Source organism: Flavobacterium sp. SORGH_AS_0622, from assembly GCF_030818825.1.
Taxonomy (GTDB): Bacteria; Bacteroidota; Bacteroidia; order Flavobacteriales; family Flavobacteriaceae; genus Flavobacterium.
This window is the reverse complement of record NZ_JAUTAX010000001.1, coordinates 4,210,802-4,228,111: the sequence shown is the minus strand read 5'-3', so window position 1 is coordinate 4,228,111 and position 17,310 is coordinate 4,210,802. Positions and strand designations below refer to the sequence as shown.

At 32.6% G+C, this 17,310-nt stretch carries 20 protein-coding genes and 1 riboswitch; of the genes, 5 read left to right on the top strand and 15 right to left on the bottom strand.

Features of this window, described 5'->3' with window-relative positions; translation table 11 throughout:
* Positions 1-54: 54 nt before the first annotated feature.
* From QE431_RS17975 to QE431_RS17955, 5 genes are all read right to left on the bottom strand, one after another.
* Positions 55-597: a DUF6252 family protein gene (locus QE431_RS17975; protein WP_307298638.1), complete on the bottom strand. Its 543-nt coding sequence runs from the start codon at positions 595-597 to the stop codon at positions 55-57.
* A gap of 140 nt (positions 598-737) precedes the next feature.
* Entirely contained in the window at positions 738-1,277 is a 540-nt protein-coding gene (locus tag QE431_RS17970; RefSeq protein WP_307298636.1) for a DUF4252 domain-containing protein, read from the bottom strand.
* A gap of 1 nt (position 1,278) precedes the next feature.
* The gene (locus QE431_RS17965) at positions 1,279-1,806 is read right to left on the bottom strand and encodes a DUF4252 domain-containing protein (RefSeq protein ID WP_307298634.1); all 528 of its coding nucleotides are present in this window, start codon (positions 1,804-1,806) and stop codon (positions 1,279-1,281) included.
* Between the two features lie 15 nt (positions 1,807-1,821).
* Positions 1,822-2,283, bottom strand: coding sequence for a hypothetical protein (locus QE431_RS17960; RefSeq protein WP_307298633.1), 462 nt, complete (start codon positions 2,281-2,283; stop codon positions 1,822-1,824).
* Positions 2,270-2,779, bottom strand: a complete 510-nt coding sequence (locus tag QE431_RS17955; RefSeq protein WP_057117773.1) for an RNA polymerase sigma factor — start codon at positions 2,777-2,779, stop codon at positions 2,270-2,272. The genes QE431_RS17960 and QE431_RS17955 overlap by 14 nt, the downstream gene beginning before the upstream one ends.
* A 167-nt stretch (positions 2,780-2,946) precedes the next feature.
* Between QE431_RS17955 and QE431_RS17950 the strand changes: the two genes are divergently transcribed.
* Positions 2,947-4,404 carry a S41 family peptidase gene (locus QE431_RS17950; RefSeq protein ID WP_307298630.1) on the top strand — a complete coding sequence of 486 codons (1,458 nt, stop codon included), beginning with the start codon at positions 2,947-2,949 and terminating at the stop codon, positions 4,402-4,404.
* Between the two features lie 80 nt (positions 4,405-4,484).
* Here QE431_RS17950 and QE431_RS17945 read toward each other — a convergent pair whose 3' ends face one another.
* The 8 genes from QE431_RS17945 to QE431_RS17910 all read right to left on the bottom strand — a co-directional run bounded on the left by QE431_RS17945 (position 4,485) and on the right by QE431_RS17910 (position 12,300).
* Entirely contained in the window at positions 4,485-5,519 is a 1,035-nt protein-coding gene (locus tag QE431_RS17945) for a YncE family protein (protein WP_307298629.1), read from the bottom strand.
* Positions 5,520-5,522: 3 nt separating this feature from the next.
* The gene (locus tag QE431_RS17940) at positions 5,523-7,376 is read right to left on the bottom strand and encodes a TonB-dependent siderophore receptor (protein ID WP_307298627.1); all 1,854 of its coding nucleotides are present in this window, start codon (positions 7,374-7,376) and stop codon (positions 5,523-5,525) included.
* A 25-nt stretch (positions 7,377-7,401) separates the two neighbouring features.
* Positions 7,402-7,605: riboswitch (cobalamin riboswitch) on the bottom strand.
* 70 nt (positions 7,606-7,675) lie between these two features.
* A complete protein-coding gene (gene cobC, locus QE431_RS17935) occupies positions 7,676-8,206 on the bottom strand; it encodes an alpha-ribazole phosphatase (RefSeq protein WP_134142502.1) in 531 nt (176 codons plus the stop codon).
* Entirely contained in the window at positions 8,191-8,976 is a 786-nt protein-coding gene (locus tag QE431_RS17930) for an adenosylcobinamide-GDP ribazoletransferase (protein ID WP_307298623.1), read from the bottom strand. The genes cobC and QE431_RS17930 overlap by 16 nt, the downstream gene beginning before the upstream one ends.
* A 180-nt stretch (positions 8,977-9,156) precedes the next feature.
* Positions 9,157-10,836 (bottom strand): nicotinate-nucleotide--dimethylbenzimidazole phosphoribosyltransferase, encoded by a 1,680-nt coding sequence (gene cobT / locus QE431_RS17925; RefSeq protein ID WP_307298620.1) that lies wholly within the window; start codon positions 10,834-10,836, stop codon positions 9,157-9,159.
* A 132-nt stretch (positions 10,837-10,968) separates the two neighbouring features.
* The gene (cobU, locus tag QE431_RS17920; protein ID WP_281866531.1) at positions 10,969-11,493 is read right to left on the bottom strand and encodes a bifunctional adenosylcobinamide kinase/adenosylcobinamide-phosphate guanylyltransferase; all 525 of its coding nucleotides are present in this window, start codon (positions 11,491-11,493) and stop codon (positions 10,969-10,971) included.
* A 36-nt stretch (positions 11,494-11,529) separates the two neighbouring features.
* Positions 11,530-11,907: a four helix bundle protein gene (locus QE431_RS17915; protein WP_281866530.1), complete on the bottom strand. Its 378-nt coding sequence runs from the start codon at positions 11,905-11,907 to the stop codon at positions 11,530-11,532.
* 30 nt (positions 11,908-11,937) lie between these two features.
* Positions 11,938-12,300, bottom strand: a complete 363-nt coding sequence (locus QE431_RS17910; RefSeq protein WP_307298615.1) for a DUF5522 domain-containing protein — start codon at positions 12,298-12,300, stop codon at positions 11,938-11,940.
* A 93-nt stretch (positions 12,301-12,393) separates the two neighbouring features.
* Between QE431_RS17910 and QE431_RS17905 the strand changes: the two genes are divergently transcribed.
* The 3 genes from QE431_RS17905 (at position 12,394) to QE431_RS17895 (ending at position 15,464) form a co-directional block, all read left to right on the top strand.
* Positions 12,394-13,536: an ABC transporter substrate-binding protein gene (locus QE431_RS17905; RefSeq protein ID WP_307298613.1), complete on the top strand. Its 1,143-nt coding sequence runs from the start codon at positions 12,394-12,396 to the stop codon at positions 13,534-13,536.
* A 1-nt stretch (position 13,537) separates the two neighbouring features.
* Positions 13,538-14,566, top strand: coding sequence for a FecCD family ABC transporter permease (locus tag QE431_RS17900; RefSeq protein WP_373428948.1), 1,029 nt, complete (start codon positions 13,538-13,540; stop codon positions 14,564-14,566).
* Between the two features lie 121 nt (positions 14,567-14,687).
* Complete coding sequence (locus tag QE431_RS17895) at positions 14,688-15,464, top strand: ABC transporter ATP-binding protein (RefSeq protein WP_162789233.1); 777 nt, start codon at positions 14,688-14,690, stop codon at positions 15,462-15,464.
* Between the two features lie 111 nt (positions 15,465-15,575).
* Here the strand turns inward: QE431_RS17895 and QE431_RS17890 are convergent, their stop codons facing one another.
* A complete protein-coding gene (locus QE431_RS17890; RefSeq protein ID WP_307298609.1) occupies positions 15,576-16,031 on the bottom strand; it encodes a tRNA (cytidine(34)-2'-O)-methyltransferase in 456 nt (151 codons plus the stop codon).
* 58 nt (positions 16,032-16,089) lie between these two features.
* Complete coding sequence (locus QE431_RS17885) at positions 16,090-16,674, bottom strand: pseudouridine synthase (RefSeq protein ID WP_307298607.1); 585 nt, start codon at positions 16,672-16,674, stop codon at positions 16,090-16,092.
* A 252-nt stretch (positions 16,675-16,926) separates the two neighbouring features.
* Between QE431_RS17885 and QE431_RS17880 the strand changes: the two genes are divergently transcribed.
* Positions 16,927-17,301 carry a hypothetical protein gene (locus QE431_RS17880; protein WP_307298606.1) on the top strand — a complete coding sequence of 125 codons (375 nt, stop codon included), beginning with the start codon at positions 16,927-16,929 and terminating at the stop codon, positions 17,299-17,301.
* The last annotated feature ends 9 nt before the right edge of the window (positions 17,302-17,310 follow it).

Below are 17,310 nucleotides of genomic sequence, written 5' to 3'. Positions count from 1 at the left end.
TTCTGATATAAAAAAAGCTCCAATGAAAATTGGAGCTTTTTTGTTTTTTGTTCCTTAGTAGGCAACATCATATTTATAATTAAAAGTACCATCTGTAACTTGTGTTGTAACTGGATTATCTGCACCAATTGGCTTTGAATAATCTTCAACACAATTAAAAGAAAAGGTTCCTGCGACGATTTTTGTATTTAAATCAATTGAAGTTATAGACAAAGTTCCTTTGGCGACATATTGGTTTTTTGGTTTTGTATTAAAGATAAATTGAATTTGTGTTTTTGAGGCATCATAAGTTTCTGGCGTGATAGGATAAGTGCCAATTTTTAGATCGCTTCTTTTAATATATAAAATTATTTCATCTACACCTTTTCTCCCCTGTAATTGAATATATTCAGCTGTGGGATAGTAGGTGTATAATGGTTTTGTTGCAAAATTTGAATTGAACGGATTGTTCATTTCCCACAAAGTTCCATCAATTTTAGCATTCATTGCAAATTTTGATGTTGGAGCGGTTGGATCTTCTGGATTTTCACTGTTATCGCTTGAACAGCTGTTTAGAACTAAAACTAAAAAAAGAAAGAGAATTTTTGGTGTTTTCATTAGTGGTATTTAAAGGTTATGTTGGATGTAAATGTAGAAAAATATTTGTTAATATTGTAATTTTGTAAAAGCCTTGTTATTAACGGGCTATAAAAAAAGCTCCAATTTATTGGAGCTTTTTTGGTTTAAAAAGTAAGATATTATTTTTTAAGTAATTGTTCTAAAGGTTTTAATTGATCCATATCTATTTTAGATTTTTGTAAAACAGACATTAATGTCATAATATTATTGGGATTCATATCTTCACCTAAAACACGAACTACAGCAAAGCCAGTTTCTTTTCGATTAAGGAATATAACAAATTCTTTAATGTTGTCTTCAGATCCTACATAACTAATAGAAGCTCCGTCTTTACCAGATCCAAATTTCATTAATTGTTCATATTTTGGATTTTTTAATATGGCATTGACTTTTGTTCTTTCTGTCTCAAACTGCGCCTGATTTTTATCATTTGCTTTAAAAGCCAGAATATTCATTTTTTCGAAAGAATTTACCGCTTCAGTTTGTTCTGCTGAAAGTTTCGTTTTTTCAAGATTTAAAATATTGGGAGAAATATCCAATGCTATAAAATCTTTGTTTTCTGTGTTTTCAACAAAATACTTTTGTAATGTTGGTTCAGAGTTACAGCTTCCTAAAGTTAGCAAAGCTATAAGTGCTAAGGTGAAAATAGTTGTCTTCATTTTATTTTTTGCCTTTAGAAGCTTTCTTTAAATCAGAACCTCCTGGAAGCTGCATTTTATCTGTTAATACTGAGATTTCGTTTAGATCAAAATTACCAGTTAAAGATAATAAAACAGTCTCATCGTTTTTAGCACCGTCAACATACATTAACAATTCTCTTATCTGCGTATCTGATGCGCCAGATTTTACCATGATTCTAACATTTTTACCACTGTCATTTACACGCATCAATTCTTCAAGACCTGCAGTTTTAATGTATTTGTCTGCTGAAACTTTCATTTCTGCTTCAATTTTTGGATTTTTAGTGGTAAACACTTTTAAATAATCTAATTTTTTAATTAAAGCAATGTATTGTTGTGTCTGTTTATCAGAAGCATCAACTTTTACCTTGCTCATTAAATCGAACATTTTTTTGTTTACAATTACAGAGGTTACGTCGTCTTGACCATCAAATTTGTCAAAAGCACCTTGTGCATAAAAAACGTTTGTAACGAATGCGAAAACTAGAGTTATGATGAAATTTTTCATTTGATTTAAATTTAATTACTGTTTAAAAATTTTGTTTTTTGATTGTTCGTATTCTTTAATGTACTGTACACTTTCAATACCTACATTAACATTGTTTGATAATAAAGCCAAAGCTTTTTGTGTCGCTTTTAGCGCCTCTTCGGGATCATCGTAGGTTCCTAATTCTGTTTTAGAAGCTACGGCAGTAGTAGTACTTTGTTCGCTTGCAAAATAATAGGTTCCAATTCCCAGCAAAATCACAGCTGAAGCCGCAATCGATAACCACGCCACATTTCGTTTTTTAGTTTGTAGTGGAATTTCATACGTCGATTTCTGTTCTTTTGCTAGAGAGAAATAGCCAAACATAGACTTGTACTGCTCCAAATGCTGCGCAACATTTGGTGAAGAAAAGTATTCTCTTAATTCTTTTTCTTCGGCAATCGTTGTTTCTCCCTGAAAGTATTTTTCTAATAGATTTTCTATTTTATTTAGTTCCATAAAGGTGTGTATTTGTCATTGATTCTCTAATTTTTTTTCTCGCTCTCGAAAGTGCCACTCGTATTGCAGTTTCGTTCATATTGACAATTTTCGCTATTTCGTCAAATTCATATTGTTCAACATCCCGAAGCTGAATCAGTAGCTGCATTTGTTCTGGAAGCTGATTTATAATTTTTTCAACCCATTCTAGACTATTTTCATCTTCGAGCTTTTTGTCTAACTGCGGTTCCCTGTCGGTAAAATTATTATGAACAATCTGCAGATTACTGGCTCTTTTAGATTTTAATTGGTCGAGACAATAATTTTTAGTCATTGTCATAGCTAAAGCTTCGACGCTGTTATAGTTTTCCAGATTTTCTTTTTTATTCCATAATTTTACCATTACTTCCTGAGTGGCGTCTTCGGCCTCTTCAGTACTTGTAAGCAATCTTTTTGCCAGACGAAAAACTTTGTCTTTAAAAGGATTTATTAATTCTATAAATACAACTTGGTTCATTAAACTGATGGTTAATCGTTAGCTTATATAGTCAAGACGAGGTACAATTATATTTGTTACAACAAAAAATAAATATTTTTTTTACGTAAAAAAAATACTGCTTTTTTGACGAAGCTAAAACTAAAGATACTACTTTTACGTTTATACCACTAAGAAACCCAATTGATATGAAAACACCTTTAAAGAGTATTCTCTTTCTTTTTTTGCTAGCTTTTTCTTTGCAGTCTTGTGAAGATCAAGATGACGTTGCAGCTCCAGCAGACTTACAAGTTAATAATTTTATATGGAGAGGATTAAATGAAGTTTATTTATGGCAGGCAGATGTGCCTAATTTAGCTGATGGACGTAATCTTCAACCTGATTTCGATACTTTTTTAAGAGGTTATTCTAAGCCGGAAGATTTGTTTGAAGATTTATTGAATAAACCAGAAAGTAAATACCCGAACGGAGGGGCTATTGACCGTTTCAGCTGGATTGTTGATGACTATACAGTTTTGGAACAAGAATTAAGCGGTATTACCAAAAATAACGGAGTCGATTTTAGACTAAGCCTTATTTCTTCTGGGTCAAATGATGTTGTTGGATATGTTCGTTATATTATACCAAATTCTGATGCTTCTACAAAAGCAATTAAAAGAGGCGATTTGTTTACAAGCGTGAACGGAACAAAACTTACTGTTTCTAATTACCAGCAATTGTTATTGAATCAAGACAGCTATACTTTAAATCTAGCAGATTATAACGGAAGTACTTTTGTTTTGAATGGTAAATCGGTTGCTTTAACGAAAACAGTTTTAGAAGAAAATCCAATTTTCATCAATAAAGTGATTACTTCAGGAAGTCATAAAATTGGTTATTTAATGTATAATGGTTTTTATTCTGAATACGATGATAAATTAAATCAAGCTTTTGGCGAATTAAAAGCACAAGGAGTAACAGATTTAGTTTTAGATCTTCGTTATAATGGAGGAGGAGCTATTACATCTTCAACTAGACTTGCAAGTATGATTACGGGACAGTTTCCAGGGCAGATTTTTTCAAAAATGACGTTTAATGCTAAACAAATGGAAGGTCTAAGCGGTGATGACTTAGAAAGTCTGAATGAAAGATTCGTTAATAATATTGATGGAAAATCATTAAATAGTTTAAATTTAAATACAGTTTATATCATTACAACCGAAAGTACAGCTTCTGCAAGTGAATTAGTGATAAATGGGTTAAAACCTTACATCAATGTTGTTCAAATTGGAGAAATTACAACTGGAAAGAATGTAGGTTCATTTACAGTTTATGATTCAGAAACTTTGACTAAAAAGAACGTTAATCCGAATCATAAATACGCAATGCAGCCTTTGGTTTTAAAGATTACAAATTCAGCAAATTTTGGAGATTATACTCAAGGTTTACAGCCAACATACGAGCAGAACGAACAAGTTAGCACTTATGGCGTTTTAGGAGAAACATCTGAGCCGTTACTTAGTTTAGCTATTTCGAAAATTACGGGAGCAACTGCTAAAAGAACTTTTAATGATTTGGAACCGAAGTTTCCTTACGTAACAGATTCAAAAATCATTAACGGATTGAAACATGGTATGTATCTTAAAACTGCTCCAAAAGTATTTTAAGTAAATTCTATAGAATAAAAAAAGGCTTTCAGAAATGAAAGCCTTTTTCGTAAAAAAAACAAAAACTAATTCTAAATAGTTTAATCGTTAAAGTAAAAACCGTTTGATCCTGCACCAGTTGCTAATTCTTTTTGAAGATTTCCAGCTAAGTCGTAAATGAATGCTTTACTATCTTTATCGAATTTTGCATCTGCAACATAAATACGATTGTTTTCTACTGCAAATCCGTATATATAACTATCAGCTATCGTAACAATTGCTGTTGTAGAAGGCGCTGTTGCATTAATGCCCATTGCATAAACAGAAGTTCCTGCTGTGTAGTAAATTTTGTTGTCTTCAATATCCATAAGACCAACTCCAGCTAAACTGTCTGGGAATCCAATTTTAGAAACGGATTTGTCTGATAATTTAATTTTTACTAATTCACCATTACCAGAAAATGGTGCTCTAAGAATATATAAATTACCATTTTCTTCTTCGATACAATCTGCACTATATCCAATTTCTAAAGTTTCAACTGCTTTTGTAGCAATATTTACAATTAAAAGTTTACTGCTGCTGTTTGGTTCAGTGATGTATAATTTACCATCTTCTAGAACTAATCTGTTTGCAGTTGCGTTTAATTCAATTTTTGACTCTACTTTATTAGTAGCTAAGTTAATAACAGCAACAAAATCATCAGTATCTCCTGTTGCTGGATTAATGTACGAATACGTATTTGCGTTGGTAACATAAGCTTTTCCATCTTTCACAACACCATATCTTGGAGTTGCAAGACCTGAATCAATTTTTGCAATCAATTTAAAAGTATATCTGTTTACAACATTGATCACATTGGAACCACCTGCAATGATATAAGCTTTATCTCCGTCAAAAAAGATATTCTGTAAATATCCTCCAACCAAATCATTTCCATTTTCAGCTTTATAAGCATCTTTTGTAAACAAACTAAAATCATTGCTAGAGAATGAAACACTACCAACACTTGAACTTCCTTCATTCAAAATAAAAAAACCATTGTCATAAGCGCCTTTTGGAGTATCGTCATCATCGCTTGAACAAGAAACGAATAACGAAATGCTTAACGCTATTAAAAGTAATTTACTGAACTTCATATATTAAAATTTTAAGGTTAAATACACATTGAAATTGCGACCTGGCATTGGTCTGTTTTCTAGGCTTTCATAGTCTTTATTTAAAAGATTTAAAACCTGAAAACCTATTTTAAAAGAATCTAAAAATTTAAGATCATAATCGATTCCGATATTTGAAATTAAATAATCGTTTATAATTTCATCCTTACTATTATCGGCGGTTGTATAAACAAAACCATTGTAAAGAATTTGATAGTAAGCGCTTACTTTATTTCTTGAGTAGGAAACTGCTCCAGTTGCTTTATTAAAAGGAACAAAAAAGATTTGGTTTTTGGTTTTTTCATCTTGAGATATGGTATAAGCATACGTTGCATTTACTGCAAAATTGTTTTTACCATAATTTTTTCTCCAGCTTAATAAAGTTTCAGTTCCATAACTGTTGACTTTATCTTGGTTTTGCGGTGTCCAAATACCACCAGTTCCAGGCACCCATTGCAGCATGTCTTTTATTTTTATATAATAAAAATTCTGCGTCCAAGTGAAATTTTTAAATGTAAGCACATTGCCAATTTCTCCCTGATAAGAGTTTTCTGGTTTCAAGTTCGGATTTCCTCCAGTTTCCCAATACAAGTCGTTGTAAGTTGGAATTCTGAAATTTCTAGAAATATTCAACTTTAAATTGTACCAATCATTGAATTTATAAGAAGAGCCTAAATTGAATAAAAGCGGTGATTTGTAATTATTGGTAAATTCTTTTCTAACACCAATTTCATTTTTCCAGTTATCACCAATATCTTGCCTTAATAACAAAGAAGCCGAACTGATTTCGCGAACATGACTTCCAAAACTAGTTCCATAACCATTTGTTCTGCTGTAATCTATAATTCCGTTGACCTGAGTAGATTTAAATAAAGTATAATCTAAATCTAACTTTGTAATCAAATTTTCGGTTTTTCCGTACGTAAAATTATTAGCGCTATTATCAGCAAAGTATTGATAATTTTCAAAAATATATGCTGTCTTAAAATTGGTTTTCAGCTTTCCAAAATTTCCATCGTATTCAAGCAGGTTTCTGTTGAAACCATTTACGTACTTGCTTTTGGTTTCTGTTTCTACAATTAAAGATGTATTTCTGTCTGTATTTGAAGTTTGACTATACAGCTTTAAAATATGGTTTTCGTTTATTTTGTACCCAACATTTGCATTCAAAGTAATAATATCATACTGCCCGTTTTGGTTCCAGCGCTGTTCGCCTCTCCAAGTATAGCGATTCAAATACTTATAATCGTTTGTGGAGCTGTTTTTTGAAAAACCAATTTGCGTGCTCCATTTTTTGTTAGAAATAGATGTTTTGTAATTAATACCAATAGTATTAAAACTGCCGTAATCTAATCTTAAGTTATTTTCAAAACGATTTAAAAAAGATAAGTCATTATTTAAATGAACGGTTCCTCCAATTGCGCCACTTCCATAAATTACACTTCCACCGCCAGCCTTAATACTGACTGAATTATAATCTGAACTGGAAATAGTATTAAAATCGGTGCTTCCATTCATTTGAGAATTAATGTTTATTCCGTTCCAAATTACTGCTGTTTGGGAAGAAGTCGTTCCTCTAAAAGAAACAGTCGAAAGCATTCCGCGACCATATTCTTTAAAATATAAAGTAGAATTAAAATTCAGCAAATCAGTTAACAATGCCTCATTTTTATTGATAATGGAATCATTAAGTTTTAAAACAGATTGCGATGCTGAGTATTTTTTTAAGTTTTTGTCTGAAACAAAAACTTCTTTCAAACTGGTAATAGAATCGCTCTGCGCCAAAGTAATCTGGCACAACAATAATAAACAAAAAGCTAACCTTAGTTTTATAGTCATAATTTCTACACTCTTTTTCCCGAGAGCTCGATATTGTTACAAAGGCAGGTCTCCTGGCTTGCGTCTTGTTGTTTACCTTCCCATTCGCCATGGGCGAGCAGTGGTTTTGTAGTTTACAACAAGCATTCGTTTAAGAACTCAGCTTACAGTTGCGGGTACAGCTCAAGAAATTACTTGATTCCCTTTTAATGTGTTTTATAAAAACACAACCTTAATTGGCTGCAAAGATAAAGTTAAAAATATTGAATATTCAAAATTTGTTTAGCTTTTCGAAGCAAAATGTAAAACATTACAGAAAATTAGAGCTTTATTCTGATAACTTGTCCGAAATTTACTTTATTTTTAAAAGCTTCTATCAAAGGAGTTTCTGTCTGATGACATAAAATACTTCTGATGACTCCTGCATGAGAAACAATAATTATAGGATTTTCTAGCAGTGAAATTTCATTTAAAAAGTCACCAACTCTTTCATGTAACTCTACAAACGATTCGCCATTTGAAACTTTGATATTTACAAAATCTTCCATCCACGGATTGAGTTGTTCGGGCGGAATTTCATCCCAGCTTTTCAATTCCCAATCTCCAAAATTCATTTCCTTTAGACGATCATCTTCCTGATATGAAATTGTATTTACATTCTCCTGAATATGTTTAGCAAGAATTGAACAACGTTTTAATGGACTTGAAAAAATCATTGCTTTTGAAGGTAATTCTGAAATAATTTTACCAAATATTTCATCAAAGGGTTCTGCAATATTTACATCAGAGTGTCCGTAACAGATTCCTTTTTCGCAGATCGTCTCGGTGTGACGGACTAGATAAATTTCCATAAAAATAAAATACTTAGATAAAATATAACCTCGCAGACTTGCTGTGTTGCGCCTAAACAATCACCTGTATAACCGCCAATCCATTTTTGAAAATAACGAGCCAAAAAATATCTTGTAATAAATACAGGAATTACAGCTAAAATCAATTTATAATCAAAAAAAGAAAATACAATTAACGGAATTAAACCAAAAAAGCATGAGCCAAAAACTTCTTTCCAAGTATATTGTTTCGCAATTGGTTTACTTTTGCTCGAAGCATCTTCACGAGCATATTCATGTGTGAAAATGATACTTATAGCTGCTAAACGACTTAACGAATGAGCAGAAATAAATAAAAGGAAAATTAGTAAAATGTTATTTGTGAAAAGTAAAATGGATTCTGCAAGCAGTTTGAATTTTAATAAAAAAAGTAAAACTAATCCGATTGCTCCGTAAGCGCCAATGGCACTGTCTTTCATAATCATTAGGATTTTTTCTTTGGTCCAGCCGCCGCCAAATCCGTCACAGACATCTGCAAATCCGTCTTCGTGAAAAGCGCCGGTTGTTAAAACAGAAGCAATAATTGCAAAAATTACAGCAGTTTCTGTATAAAGAAAAAGCGAAAAAAGATAGAAAGCCAGAAATGAAATTGTTCCAACAATCCAGCCAATAAAAGGGAAATATCGTGTGGCTTTATTTAAATAATCAGGATGATGAGTTATGTTTTTTGGACAAGGAATTCTGGTGTAAAACATTAAACAGGTGAAGAAAATATGTAGTTCTTTTTTCATTTAGATTGGGTTTTCATTTAGTATGTCATTTCGACGAAGGAGAAATCTCCGCAAGTAATTCCGTTCTAAAAGAGGCTCAACTTTGTGGACTTTCTTTTGGAGATTTCTCCTTCGTCGAAATGACAAAAGTGAGAATAAATCATAATGAAACATAATTATTTGTAGAAAATAGAGTAATTACTATTTCCTACTTATGCCGGCACTTTCAAAACTAGCCATTTCATTCAAAAAAGCCTCAGCCGATTTTAGAAGTGGAAAAGCAATCGCACAGCCCGTTCCTTCACCTAAACGTAAATCAAGATTTAAGATAGGCTTGACATCTAAATATTCTAGCAATTTAGAATGTGCTTTTTCTGCAGAGCAATGGCAGAAAATAGCATTTTGCTTTATATTCGGATTGATTTTATAAGCGATTAAAAAAGCTGTGGTACAAATAAAACCATCAACTAAAATCAGCATTTTATTTTCAAAGGCAGCCAGCATTCCGCCAGCCATTTGTATAATTTCAAAACCGCCAAAATAAGAAAGCTGTGAAATTAAATCGGCTTGACCGGAATAATTTTCGAGTGCTTTTTTTAGAATATTTTGTTTCAGAATTAATTTTTCATTTTCAACTCCAGTTCCTTTTCCAACGCATTCTTCAATAGGAAAATCAGTTAAAAGGCTAATTAAAACAGAAGCTGTAGAAGTATTTCCTATTCCCATTTCTCCAAATCCAATGCAGTTAGAACCTGTTTTAGCAATTCTTTCTATAATATCTTTTCCTTTATCAAAACACAATTGAACTTCGGTTTCACTCATTGCAGGAATATGCAGAAAAGACTGAGTTCCTTTGGCAATTTTGGCATCAATCAAATTTGCATTTGTTGGGAAATCATAATTTACACCTGCATCAACAATTGATAATTCAATATTATTTTGTTTGCAGAAAACATTAATTGCTGCGCCGCCTTCAAGGAAATTAGTTACCATTTGTCGTGTAACATCTTGCGGATAATCGCTTACGCCATGATTAGCGATTCCGTGATCTGCAGCAAAAACAACAATATTTGGTTTTTCAATTTTAGGATTTAAAGTTTCAAAAACACTTGCCATCTGAAAAGCCAAGGTTTCTAAAGTTCCTAAAGAACCAACTGGTTTTGTTTTTGAATCTATTTTTTCTTGCAGCAGTTTGTTGAAATCGGGTTTAGTTTCGATTTCATTTTGAGATTTTAGTTCAAAATCAGAAATGTTTACTTTATGAATTTCTGTGATTTCAGTACAAATCGGAGCTTCCGATTTTTGTTTCCAATGCAATTGCTGCAGCATTGGCTGGTTATTATAGTTCGTTGCTGGCTTTCCAATACAGAAATAGCCGAGCGGTTCTATATTCTCAGGTAAATCAAGGATTTTTTTAAACTGATAATAATTCAGAATCGAAACCCAGCCCATTCCGTAACCTTGTTCAGTCAGAGAGAGCCAAATATTTTGAGCCGCACAAACCGAACTAAATTTCACAGCTTCATTACTGCCAATAGTCCCAATAGTAAATTGGTTTAAAACCGAACGATCATAAGCAATAATAAGCCCGATTGGCGCTTCTTCAATTGCTTCTAATTTGAGCGATCTGTAAAGTTCTTTCTGCTCTGGATTATCGGTAAGTTCTTCTGCTTTTTTGTTGTAATCTAAAAATAGTTTTTTAATTGAAGTCTTTACTTCATCCAATTTAATGATATAATATCTAGTAGCATCAGTCAAACCAACAGACGGTGCCCAATGTCCAGCCTGTAAAGCTTTTTGAATTACTTCATCAGGAACTTCATCAGTTGTAAAATGTCGGGTGTCGCGGCGTGATTTTAATATATCTTCTAGATTGCTCATTTTAAATTCCAATTTTTTAAATTCCAAATTCCAAATTTGAAAATGGATAACATTCTAGTAAAGATAAAGCATAGCTTTGTAATTTTGATTTTAAAATTTTGAATTATCTTCCTAAGTTTTGGAATTTGGAATTTAAATTTTGGAATTTTCTCCTTTTATCTTAACCGGAATTCCCGAAACCATCAAAACTACTTCATCTGCATTTGAAGCTAGAAACTGATTCATCCAGCCTTGTAATTCGGTAAATTTTCGTCCGATTTCTGTACTAGCATGAACGCCCATTCCAATTTCGTTAGTTACAATAATTAAATTAGTATCTTTTTGACTGGCAATTGAGAGGAATTCTTTTTTAGCTTCTTCGAGACTTAGATCGACATTATTTTTATGATCGACAAAAAAGTTAGTCAGCCAAAGAGTTACGCAGTCAATTAAAGCTGTTTTACCAGAAAAATCAATTTCGCTTAAAAATTTTTCTTTTTCAATATTGGTCCAGCGCTCGTCTCTTTCCTGCTGATGGCGGTCTATGCGATTTTGAAAATCATCGTCCCATTTTCGAGCAGTTGCTACATATATAGGAGAGTTAGAAAGTTCCAAAGCAAGTTTCTGAGCATAACTGCTTTTGCCAGAACGCTCACCGCCGGTAATTAGGTAAATCATCTTAATTGTTGATTGTTAATTGTTGATTGTTAATGGTTAATTGGGAAGAAGTCTACTTTTACTTAATTGGCTTTTTGATGTTTTAATGATGCTGGTTATTAATTTTAAAATTGAAACAGCATCATTGTTGATGTTTTCAAATTCTTTTTGATTTAAATAATCAGTTGCTTTTAATAATTCCAGCCAATAAATAACCTCATTTGCTTCTTTTTGCGCAATAGCAAATTTATGAATAAAATCACTTTTACTTTCGGCATGTTCTGCTTCTCGAATCATTGCGCCAATACTTGTTCCTGATCTAAGAAGTTGTTTGGAAAGTATAAATTCTTTTTTATCATTGCTGAGATACTGATATAGTTTGACAATTCTGATTGCAAATTCAAAACTTTTATTTTTTACGATGTTGTTTTTCATAATTAACAACTAACAATTTATAATTAACAATTAATACGGGCAATGTCTGCAGTCATTTCCGCAGCAGGTTCCTCGTTTAAGATGAAACCAGGTTTTGAAAACCATATTGCCATCTTCGATGTAATAATCAATACCTTCGATTAATTTTTCTGATTTGGGTAAAGATATGGCTTTATTTTTTGGAGCATTTTGAGGAGTAATAGTTTCGATGTAAGCCTCTATTTTGTCTTCACAGGCTTCTTTGAAGCAAACTGGACAAAGACAATCTCCGCCTTCAGAGAGATTGAAGATTGGCGGGTAATCATTACACCAGCATTTTTTTTCTATAGATATATCTCCACAGCTGAATTCAGATTCACAGCTTGAGCAAATTTTCATTTTTGTGGTATTCATGTTGTAAAGATACAATTGTTTAAATTTGTAAGAATAAAGGTAAACAAAAAAAATATAAAATACTTTACCTTTGTTCCATCCAAAACATAAAACATGAGACATTTATTACCGAAAATGATTTTTACAGCTTCTTTTTTTATTCTTATCGGATGTAAGAAGAATGAGAAAGCTGAAATTGTAAAAGCTGAAAATGCAAAAAACAGTATCGAATATGCAACAGGACTTTCTATCGTAAAATATGAGGATTATTCGGTTGTAACAGTCTCAAATCCATGGCCGAATGCCAATAAAGATTTTAAATATATTTTAAAAGAAAAAGATGCAAAGGTTCCAGACAGCCTTCAAACTTATACTACAGTCCAGGTTCCGTTAAACTCTGTCGTTGTGACTTCAACAACTAATATTCCGTTTTTAGAAATGCTTGAAGTGGAAAGTAAATTGGTCGGATTTCCGCATACCGATTATATTTCATCAGAAAAAACGAGAGCATTAATTGACAAAGGTTCCGTAAAAAACGTTGGACAGAATGAAAAACTGAACATTGAACAGTTAATCGAATTATCTCCAGATTTGATTGTAACTTTTGGAGTTGATAATAATAATCCGATGCTGGATAATCTGAAAAAAAGCGGTTTAAAAGTTTTAATTCAAGGTGATTGGATGGAACAATCCCCACTTGGAAAAGCAGAATGGATCAAGCTTTACGGTGCTTTATTTGGTAAAGAAGATCAAGCCAAGGAACTTTTTGATAAAATTGTAGAAAGTTATAATCAGGCTAAAAAATTAGTAGCAGACAAACCAGCTACTTCAAAAGTTTTGTACGGTTCAATGTACGAAGATGTTTGGTATGTTGCCAAAGGAAACAGCTGGGTTGCGCAATTTATGCAAGATGCGAAATCCAATTATTTGTGGGCAGATTTAAAAGGAACTGGAAGCGAAGGTTTATCTTTTGAAAAAGTTTTAGACAAAGCCAAAACGGCCAACATTTGGATTGCTTCGGGTTCATTTAAAAGTTTAGATGAACTGCAAAAAGCAAATCCACATTACGGAGAATTCGACGCTTTTAAAAATAAAAGCGTTTATAATTTTGAAGGAAAATTGGGAGCAACAGGAGGTACTGTTTATTACGAATTGGCACCAAGCCGTCCAGATTTAGTTTTAAAAGATTATATTAAAATTTTTCATCCAGATTTATTGGCTAGCTACGAATTTACTTTTGCATCAAAACTGAATTAAATTGGCGAATAAAAAAAGAAATACCATTTTATTTGTCGTTTTGGCTTTGGGTCTTTTGCTGATGTTTTTTGCGAGCATTAGTTTAGGATCTGTGCTTATTCCTGTAAAAGATGTTTTTGCAAGTTTAACAGGAGGTCATGTGGAAAAATCAACTTGGGAATATATTATTATCAATTATCGTCTGCCAAAAGCAATTACGGCAGTTTTAGTTGGAAGCGGACTTTCAATTAGCGGACTCTTAATGCAGACTTTATTTCGAAATCCGCTTGCTGGACCTTATGTTTTAGGATTAAGTTCTGGCGCGAGTTTAGGAGTTGCATTTGTGATTTTGGGCGCAGGATTTCTGCCTTCTTTTTTAAGTGTAATTGCCTTGTCTTCATACGGAATTGTTTTGGCATCTACTTTAGGAAGTACATTAGTTTTGCTTTTGGTTTTAGTAGTTTCACAGAGACTGCGCGATACCATGGCGATTTTAATTGTGGGTTTAATGTTCGGAAGTTTTACAACGGCAATTGTTAGTGTTTTAACGTATTTCAGCACAGCAGAACAATTACAGAAATTCACTTTCTGGTCAATGGGAAGTCTCGGGAATCTTTCGTGGTCAACAATTGGAATTTTGACTTTTTGTGTCGTAATTGGATTGCTTTTAAGTGCTAATAGCATTAAACCGTTAAACGCATTACTTTTAGGTGAAAATTATGCAAAAAGTATGGGTTTGAATTTTAATCGAGCAAGATTAGTAATCATATTTGCAACTAGTATTTTATCGGGCGCTATTACGGCGTTTGCTGGACCAATTGCTTTTATCGGATTAGCGGTTCCTCATATTGCAAAACTGACTTTTCAAACCAGTAATCATACGATTCTATTTTGGAGTACTTTGTTTTTTGGTTCCATTATAATGTTGTTTTGTGATATCGTTTCGCAAATGCCAGGATTCGATGTCACGCTTCCAATAAATGCAATTACGTCTATAATTGGTGCGCCAGTTGTAATATGGCTTTTGGTAAGAAAAAGGAATTTTCAATAATTTTTTTAGTCACAGATTAAAAAGATTAGCATAGATTTTTTTTAATCATTTTAATATCTTAATCTGCGGCAAAAAAAAACTTAGAACCTTAGTTTCTCAGTAACTTAGAATCTTAAAAAAAATGATAAGTATATTAAAGACATCAGATTTAAATATTGGATATAAATCCAAGAAAGGTCTTACGCTTATTGCTGAAAATCTAAATCTAAATTTAGCATCTGGCAAACTCATCACTTTAATAGGGGCAAACGGAATTGGAAAATCAACCTTACTGAGAACAATTACGGGAATTCAGCAGCCTTTATCTGGAAATGTCTATTTAAACGAAAAAAATATTTCCGACTATAAACCTTTAGAATTAGCGCAAAATTTGAGTTTGGTTTTAACGGAAAAATTACCTCCGAGCAATCTTTCTGTTTTTGAATTAGTTGCGCTTGGCCGTCAGCCGTATACCAATTGGGTTGATACCTTATCAAATGAAGATATTCTGAAAGTTCAAGAGGCTATGAAGCTCACACAGATTGAACATTTAGCTTCAAAGAAGCATTTCGAAATCAGCGATGGTCAATTGCAGAAGGTTTTAATCGCCAGAGCTTTGGCACAGGATACACCATTAATTATTTTGGATGAACCCACAACTCATTTGGATTTACTGCACAAAGTTTCTTTATTCAAATTATTAAAGAAACTGACTCAGGAAACTCAAAAATGTATTTTGTTTTCAACACACGATATTGATCTGGCGATTCAATTAAGCGATGAAATGATTATCATGACGCCGGAAAATATTACTCAAGATCAGCCTTGTAATTTAATTTCAAACGGAAGTTTCAGCAATTTATTCAAAGATGAACATATTGTTTTTGATGCTGAAAAAGGGAAATTTATTGTGACTTAGTTTTCTTCGTCTTCCTGCAATGTTTTCAAAACCTTGTAGGTTTCAAAACATCAACTTCAGAATTTATACCTACAAGGTTTTGAAAACATTGCAGGAGAGATACTATAGGTATTATTTCTTCAATCCAATTTGTCTCTTAGCTTCTCCAACCACAAAAGCAACAGAATTAGCGATATTAAAACTACGAATAAGCGGTGACATCGGAATCGTTAAATGATTTTCAAATCTCTCCATAAACTCCTTACTCAAACCAACGCTTTCTTTTCCGAAAACTAACCAGTCACCATCTTGAAATTCATTTTCTAAGTAAGACTTTTCAGAATGGGAACTCATTAAAAATACACGAGAATGATCTGGAATCTGCGCCATCCACTCTTCTACGTTTTGATATTCGGTTACATCAAGATGAACCCAGTAATCTAATCCAGAACGTTTTAGGTTTTTATCATTAATAACAAATCCGAACGGGTGAATTAAATGAAGGCGACTTTCTGTGCCAACGCACAATCTTCCTATGTTTCCAGTGTTATTTGGTATCTCGGGTTCTACAAGAACAACGTTTAGCATTTTTTTTGAGTTTTGAGTTTTGGGTTATGGGTTATGAGCTATGAGTTTAGTTCAAGAATTATCTAATTGACACATTTTCTAATTTAAAATCGTTTACCTCCAGAACTTCTCCAGCTTTTAGGTTTTGCAAATATACATTTCCTATTCGAACGCGAACTAGGCGAAGAGTGGGAAAACCAACAGCAGCAGTCATTTTTCTAACCTGACGAAATTTCCCTTCGTTTACAGTAATAGAAGCCCACGAAGTAGGACCATGGCGTTCGTCTCTGATTTTTTTGGCTCTTGGTCCAAAATCAGGAATTTCATTTACGATAAAAGCTGAACAGGGTTTTGTTTTGTATTTACCGCCTTCAAAACCAATTTCGACACCTTTTTGGAGTTCTTCAATTGCTTCTTGAGTAATAATGCCGTCAACTTGAACGTAATATTCTTTGTCAACTTTTTTGCTTCTAATTTGTTCACTTACTTTTCCGTCGGTAGTAAGTAAAAGCAAACCTTCAGAATCTTCATCTAATCTTCCAATTGCCATTGTTCCCTCCGGAAAATCATGCAATTCTCCCAAAAGCTTTTTCTTTCTTTTTAATTCATAAATAAATTGGCTTAAGTAGCCGTAAGGTTTAAAAAGAATGAAGTGTCTGTGCATTTTTAATTTTTTGCAAAGATAGTTTCTTTCTTAAAATTAAAGCGAAAGTAAAGCATATTAATAGTCTGCAAAAAATGAGTTCAAAACGGGGAACAGCATGAATCGAGAAAGAATCATAATCTTAAAATGTTGTAAATAAAGATAATAAATTATGAAAGATCTTGCCTTTTAAACCCAAAGCAATGTTAAACCATTTAATTTTAAGATTTAGAATTCGTAATATTATAATAGAAACCAAAAAATAAAACGATTATGGGAACGGATAATTTAGGAACAAAAAAGATAAACGGAACGCAGAAAGATATTGACGAATCTAAAGGAAAAAACGTTTCGCACGATAAAGATTTAAAGGATGCTAAATTGAAAAAAGAAATCGTAACCGATGCAGACGGCGATAAAAAAATAGTTGACCGAGCTCGAAATGAGAACGAAGATATTCAATTAAAAACGCCAAAAGTATCCTCAGATAATCCAAATTCAAATCGAGGAGTATCTTCTGAAGAAGAAGCAAAAAAGACGGTTGAAAATAAAGACCGGAATTCTGATATCACACCTAACAGATATCCAAATTCAAATCCAGAAAGTCGTAAAGACCGAGGTAATATGAAATTGGATGAAGATGAATAATACAAAATT

Excerpts from the sequence above, each read along its gene's own strand:
- QE431_RS17975 (WP_307298638.1), bottom strand. The coding sequence starts at position 597 with ATGAAAACACCAAAAATTCTCTTTCTTTTTTTAGTTTTAGTTCTAAAC.
- QE431_RS17970 (WP_307298636.1), bottom strand. The coding sequence starts at position 1,277 with ATGAAGACAACTATTTTCACCTTAGCACTTATAGCTTTGCTAACTTTA.
- QE431_RS17965 (WP_307298634.1), bottom strand. The coding sequence starts at position 1,806 with ATGAAAAATTTCATCATAACTCTAGTTTTCGCATTCGTTACAAACGTT.
- QE431_RS17960 (WP_307298633.1), bottom strand. The coding sequence starts at position 2,283 with ATGGAACTAAATAAAATAGAAAATCTATTAGAAAAATACTTTCAGGGA.
- QE431_RS17955 (WP_057117773.1), bottom strand. The coding sequence starts at position 2,779 with ATGAACCAAGTTGTATTTATAGAATTAATAAATCCTTTTAAAGACAAA.
- QE431_RS17950 (WP_307298630.1), top strand. The coding sequence starts at position 2,947 with ATGAAAACACCTTTAAAGAGTATTCTCTTTCTTTTTTTGCTAGCTTTT.
- QE431_RS17945 (WP_307298629.1), bottom strand. The coding sequence starts at position 5,519 with ATGAAGTTCAGTAAATTACTTTTAATAGCGTTAAGCATTTCGTTATTC.
- QE431_RS17940 (WP_307298627.1), bottom strand. The coding sequence starts at position 7,376 with ATGACTATAAAACTAAGGTTAGCTTTTTGTTTATTATTGTTGTGCCAG.
- cobC (WP_134142502.1), bottom strand. The coding sequence starts at position 8,206 with ATGGAAATTTATCTAGTCCGTCACACCGAGACGATCTGCGAAAAAGGA.
- QE431_RS17930 (WP_307298623.1), bottom strand. The coding sequence starts at position 8,976 with ATGAAAAAAGAACTACATATTTTCTTCACCTGTTTAATGTTTTACACC.
- cobT (WP_307298620.1), bottom strand. The coding sequence starts at position 10,836 with ATGAGCAATCTAGAAGATATATTAAAATCACGCCGCGACACCCGACAT.
- cobU (WP_281866531.1), bottom strand. The coding sequence starts at position 11,493 with ATGATTTACCTAATTACCGGCGGTGAGCGTTCTGGCAAAAGCAGTTAT.
- QE431_RS17915 (WP_281866530.1), bottom strand. The coding sequence starts at position 11,907 with ATGAAAAACAACATCGTAAAAAATAAAAGTTTTGAATTTGCAATCAGA.
- QE431_RS17910 (WP_307298615.1), bottom strand. The coding sequence starts at position 12,300 with ATGAATACCACAAAAATGAAAATTTGCTCAAGCTGTGAATCTGAATTC.
- QE431_RS17905 (WP_307298613.1), top strand. The coding sequence starts at position 12,394 with ATGAGACATTTATTACCGAAAATGATTTTTACAGCTTCTTTTTTTATT.
- QE431_RS17895 (WP_162789233.1), top strand. The coding sequence starts at position 14,688 with ATGATAAGTATATTAAAGACATCAGATTTAAATATTGGATATAAATCC.
- QE431_RS17890 (WP_307298609.1), bottom strand. The coding sequence starts at position 16,031 with ATGCTAAACGTTGTTCTTGTAGAACCCGAGATACCAAATAACACTGGA.
- QE431_RS17885 (WP_307298607.1), bottom strand. The coding sequence starts at position 16,674 with ATGCACAGACACTTCATTCTTTTTAAACCTTACGGCTACTTAAGCCAA.
- QE431_RS17880 (WP_307298606.1), top strand. The coding sequence starts at position 16,927 with ATGGGAACGGATAATTTAGGAACAAAAAAGATAAACGGAACGCAGAAA.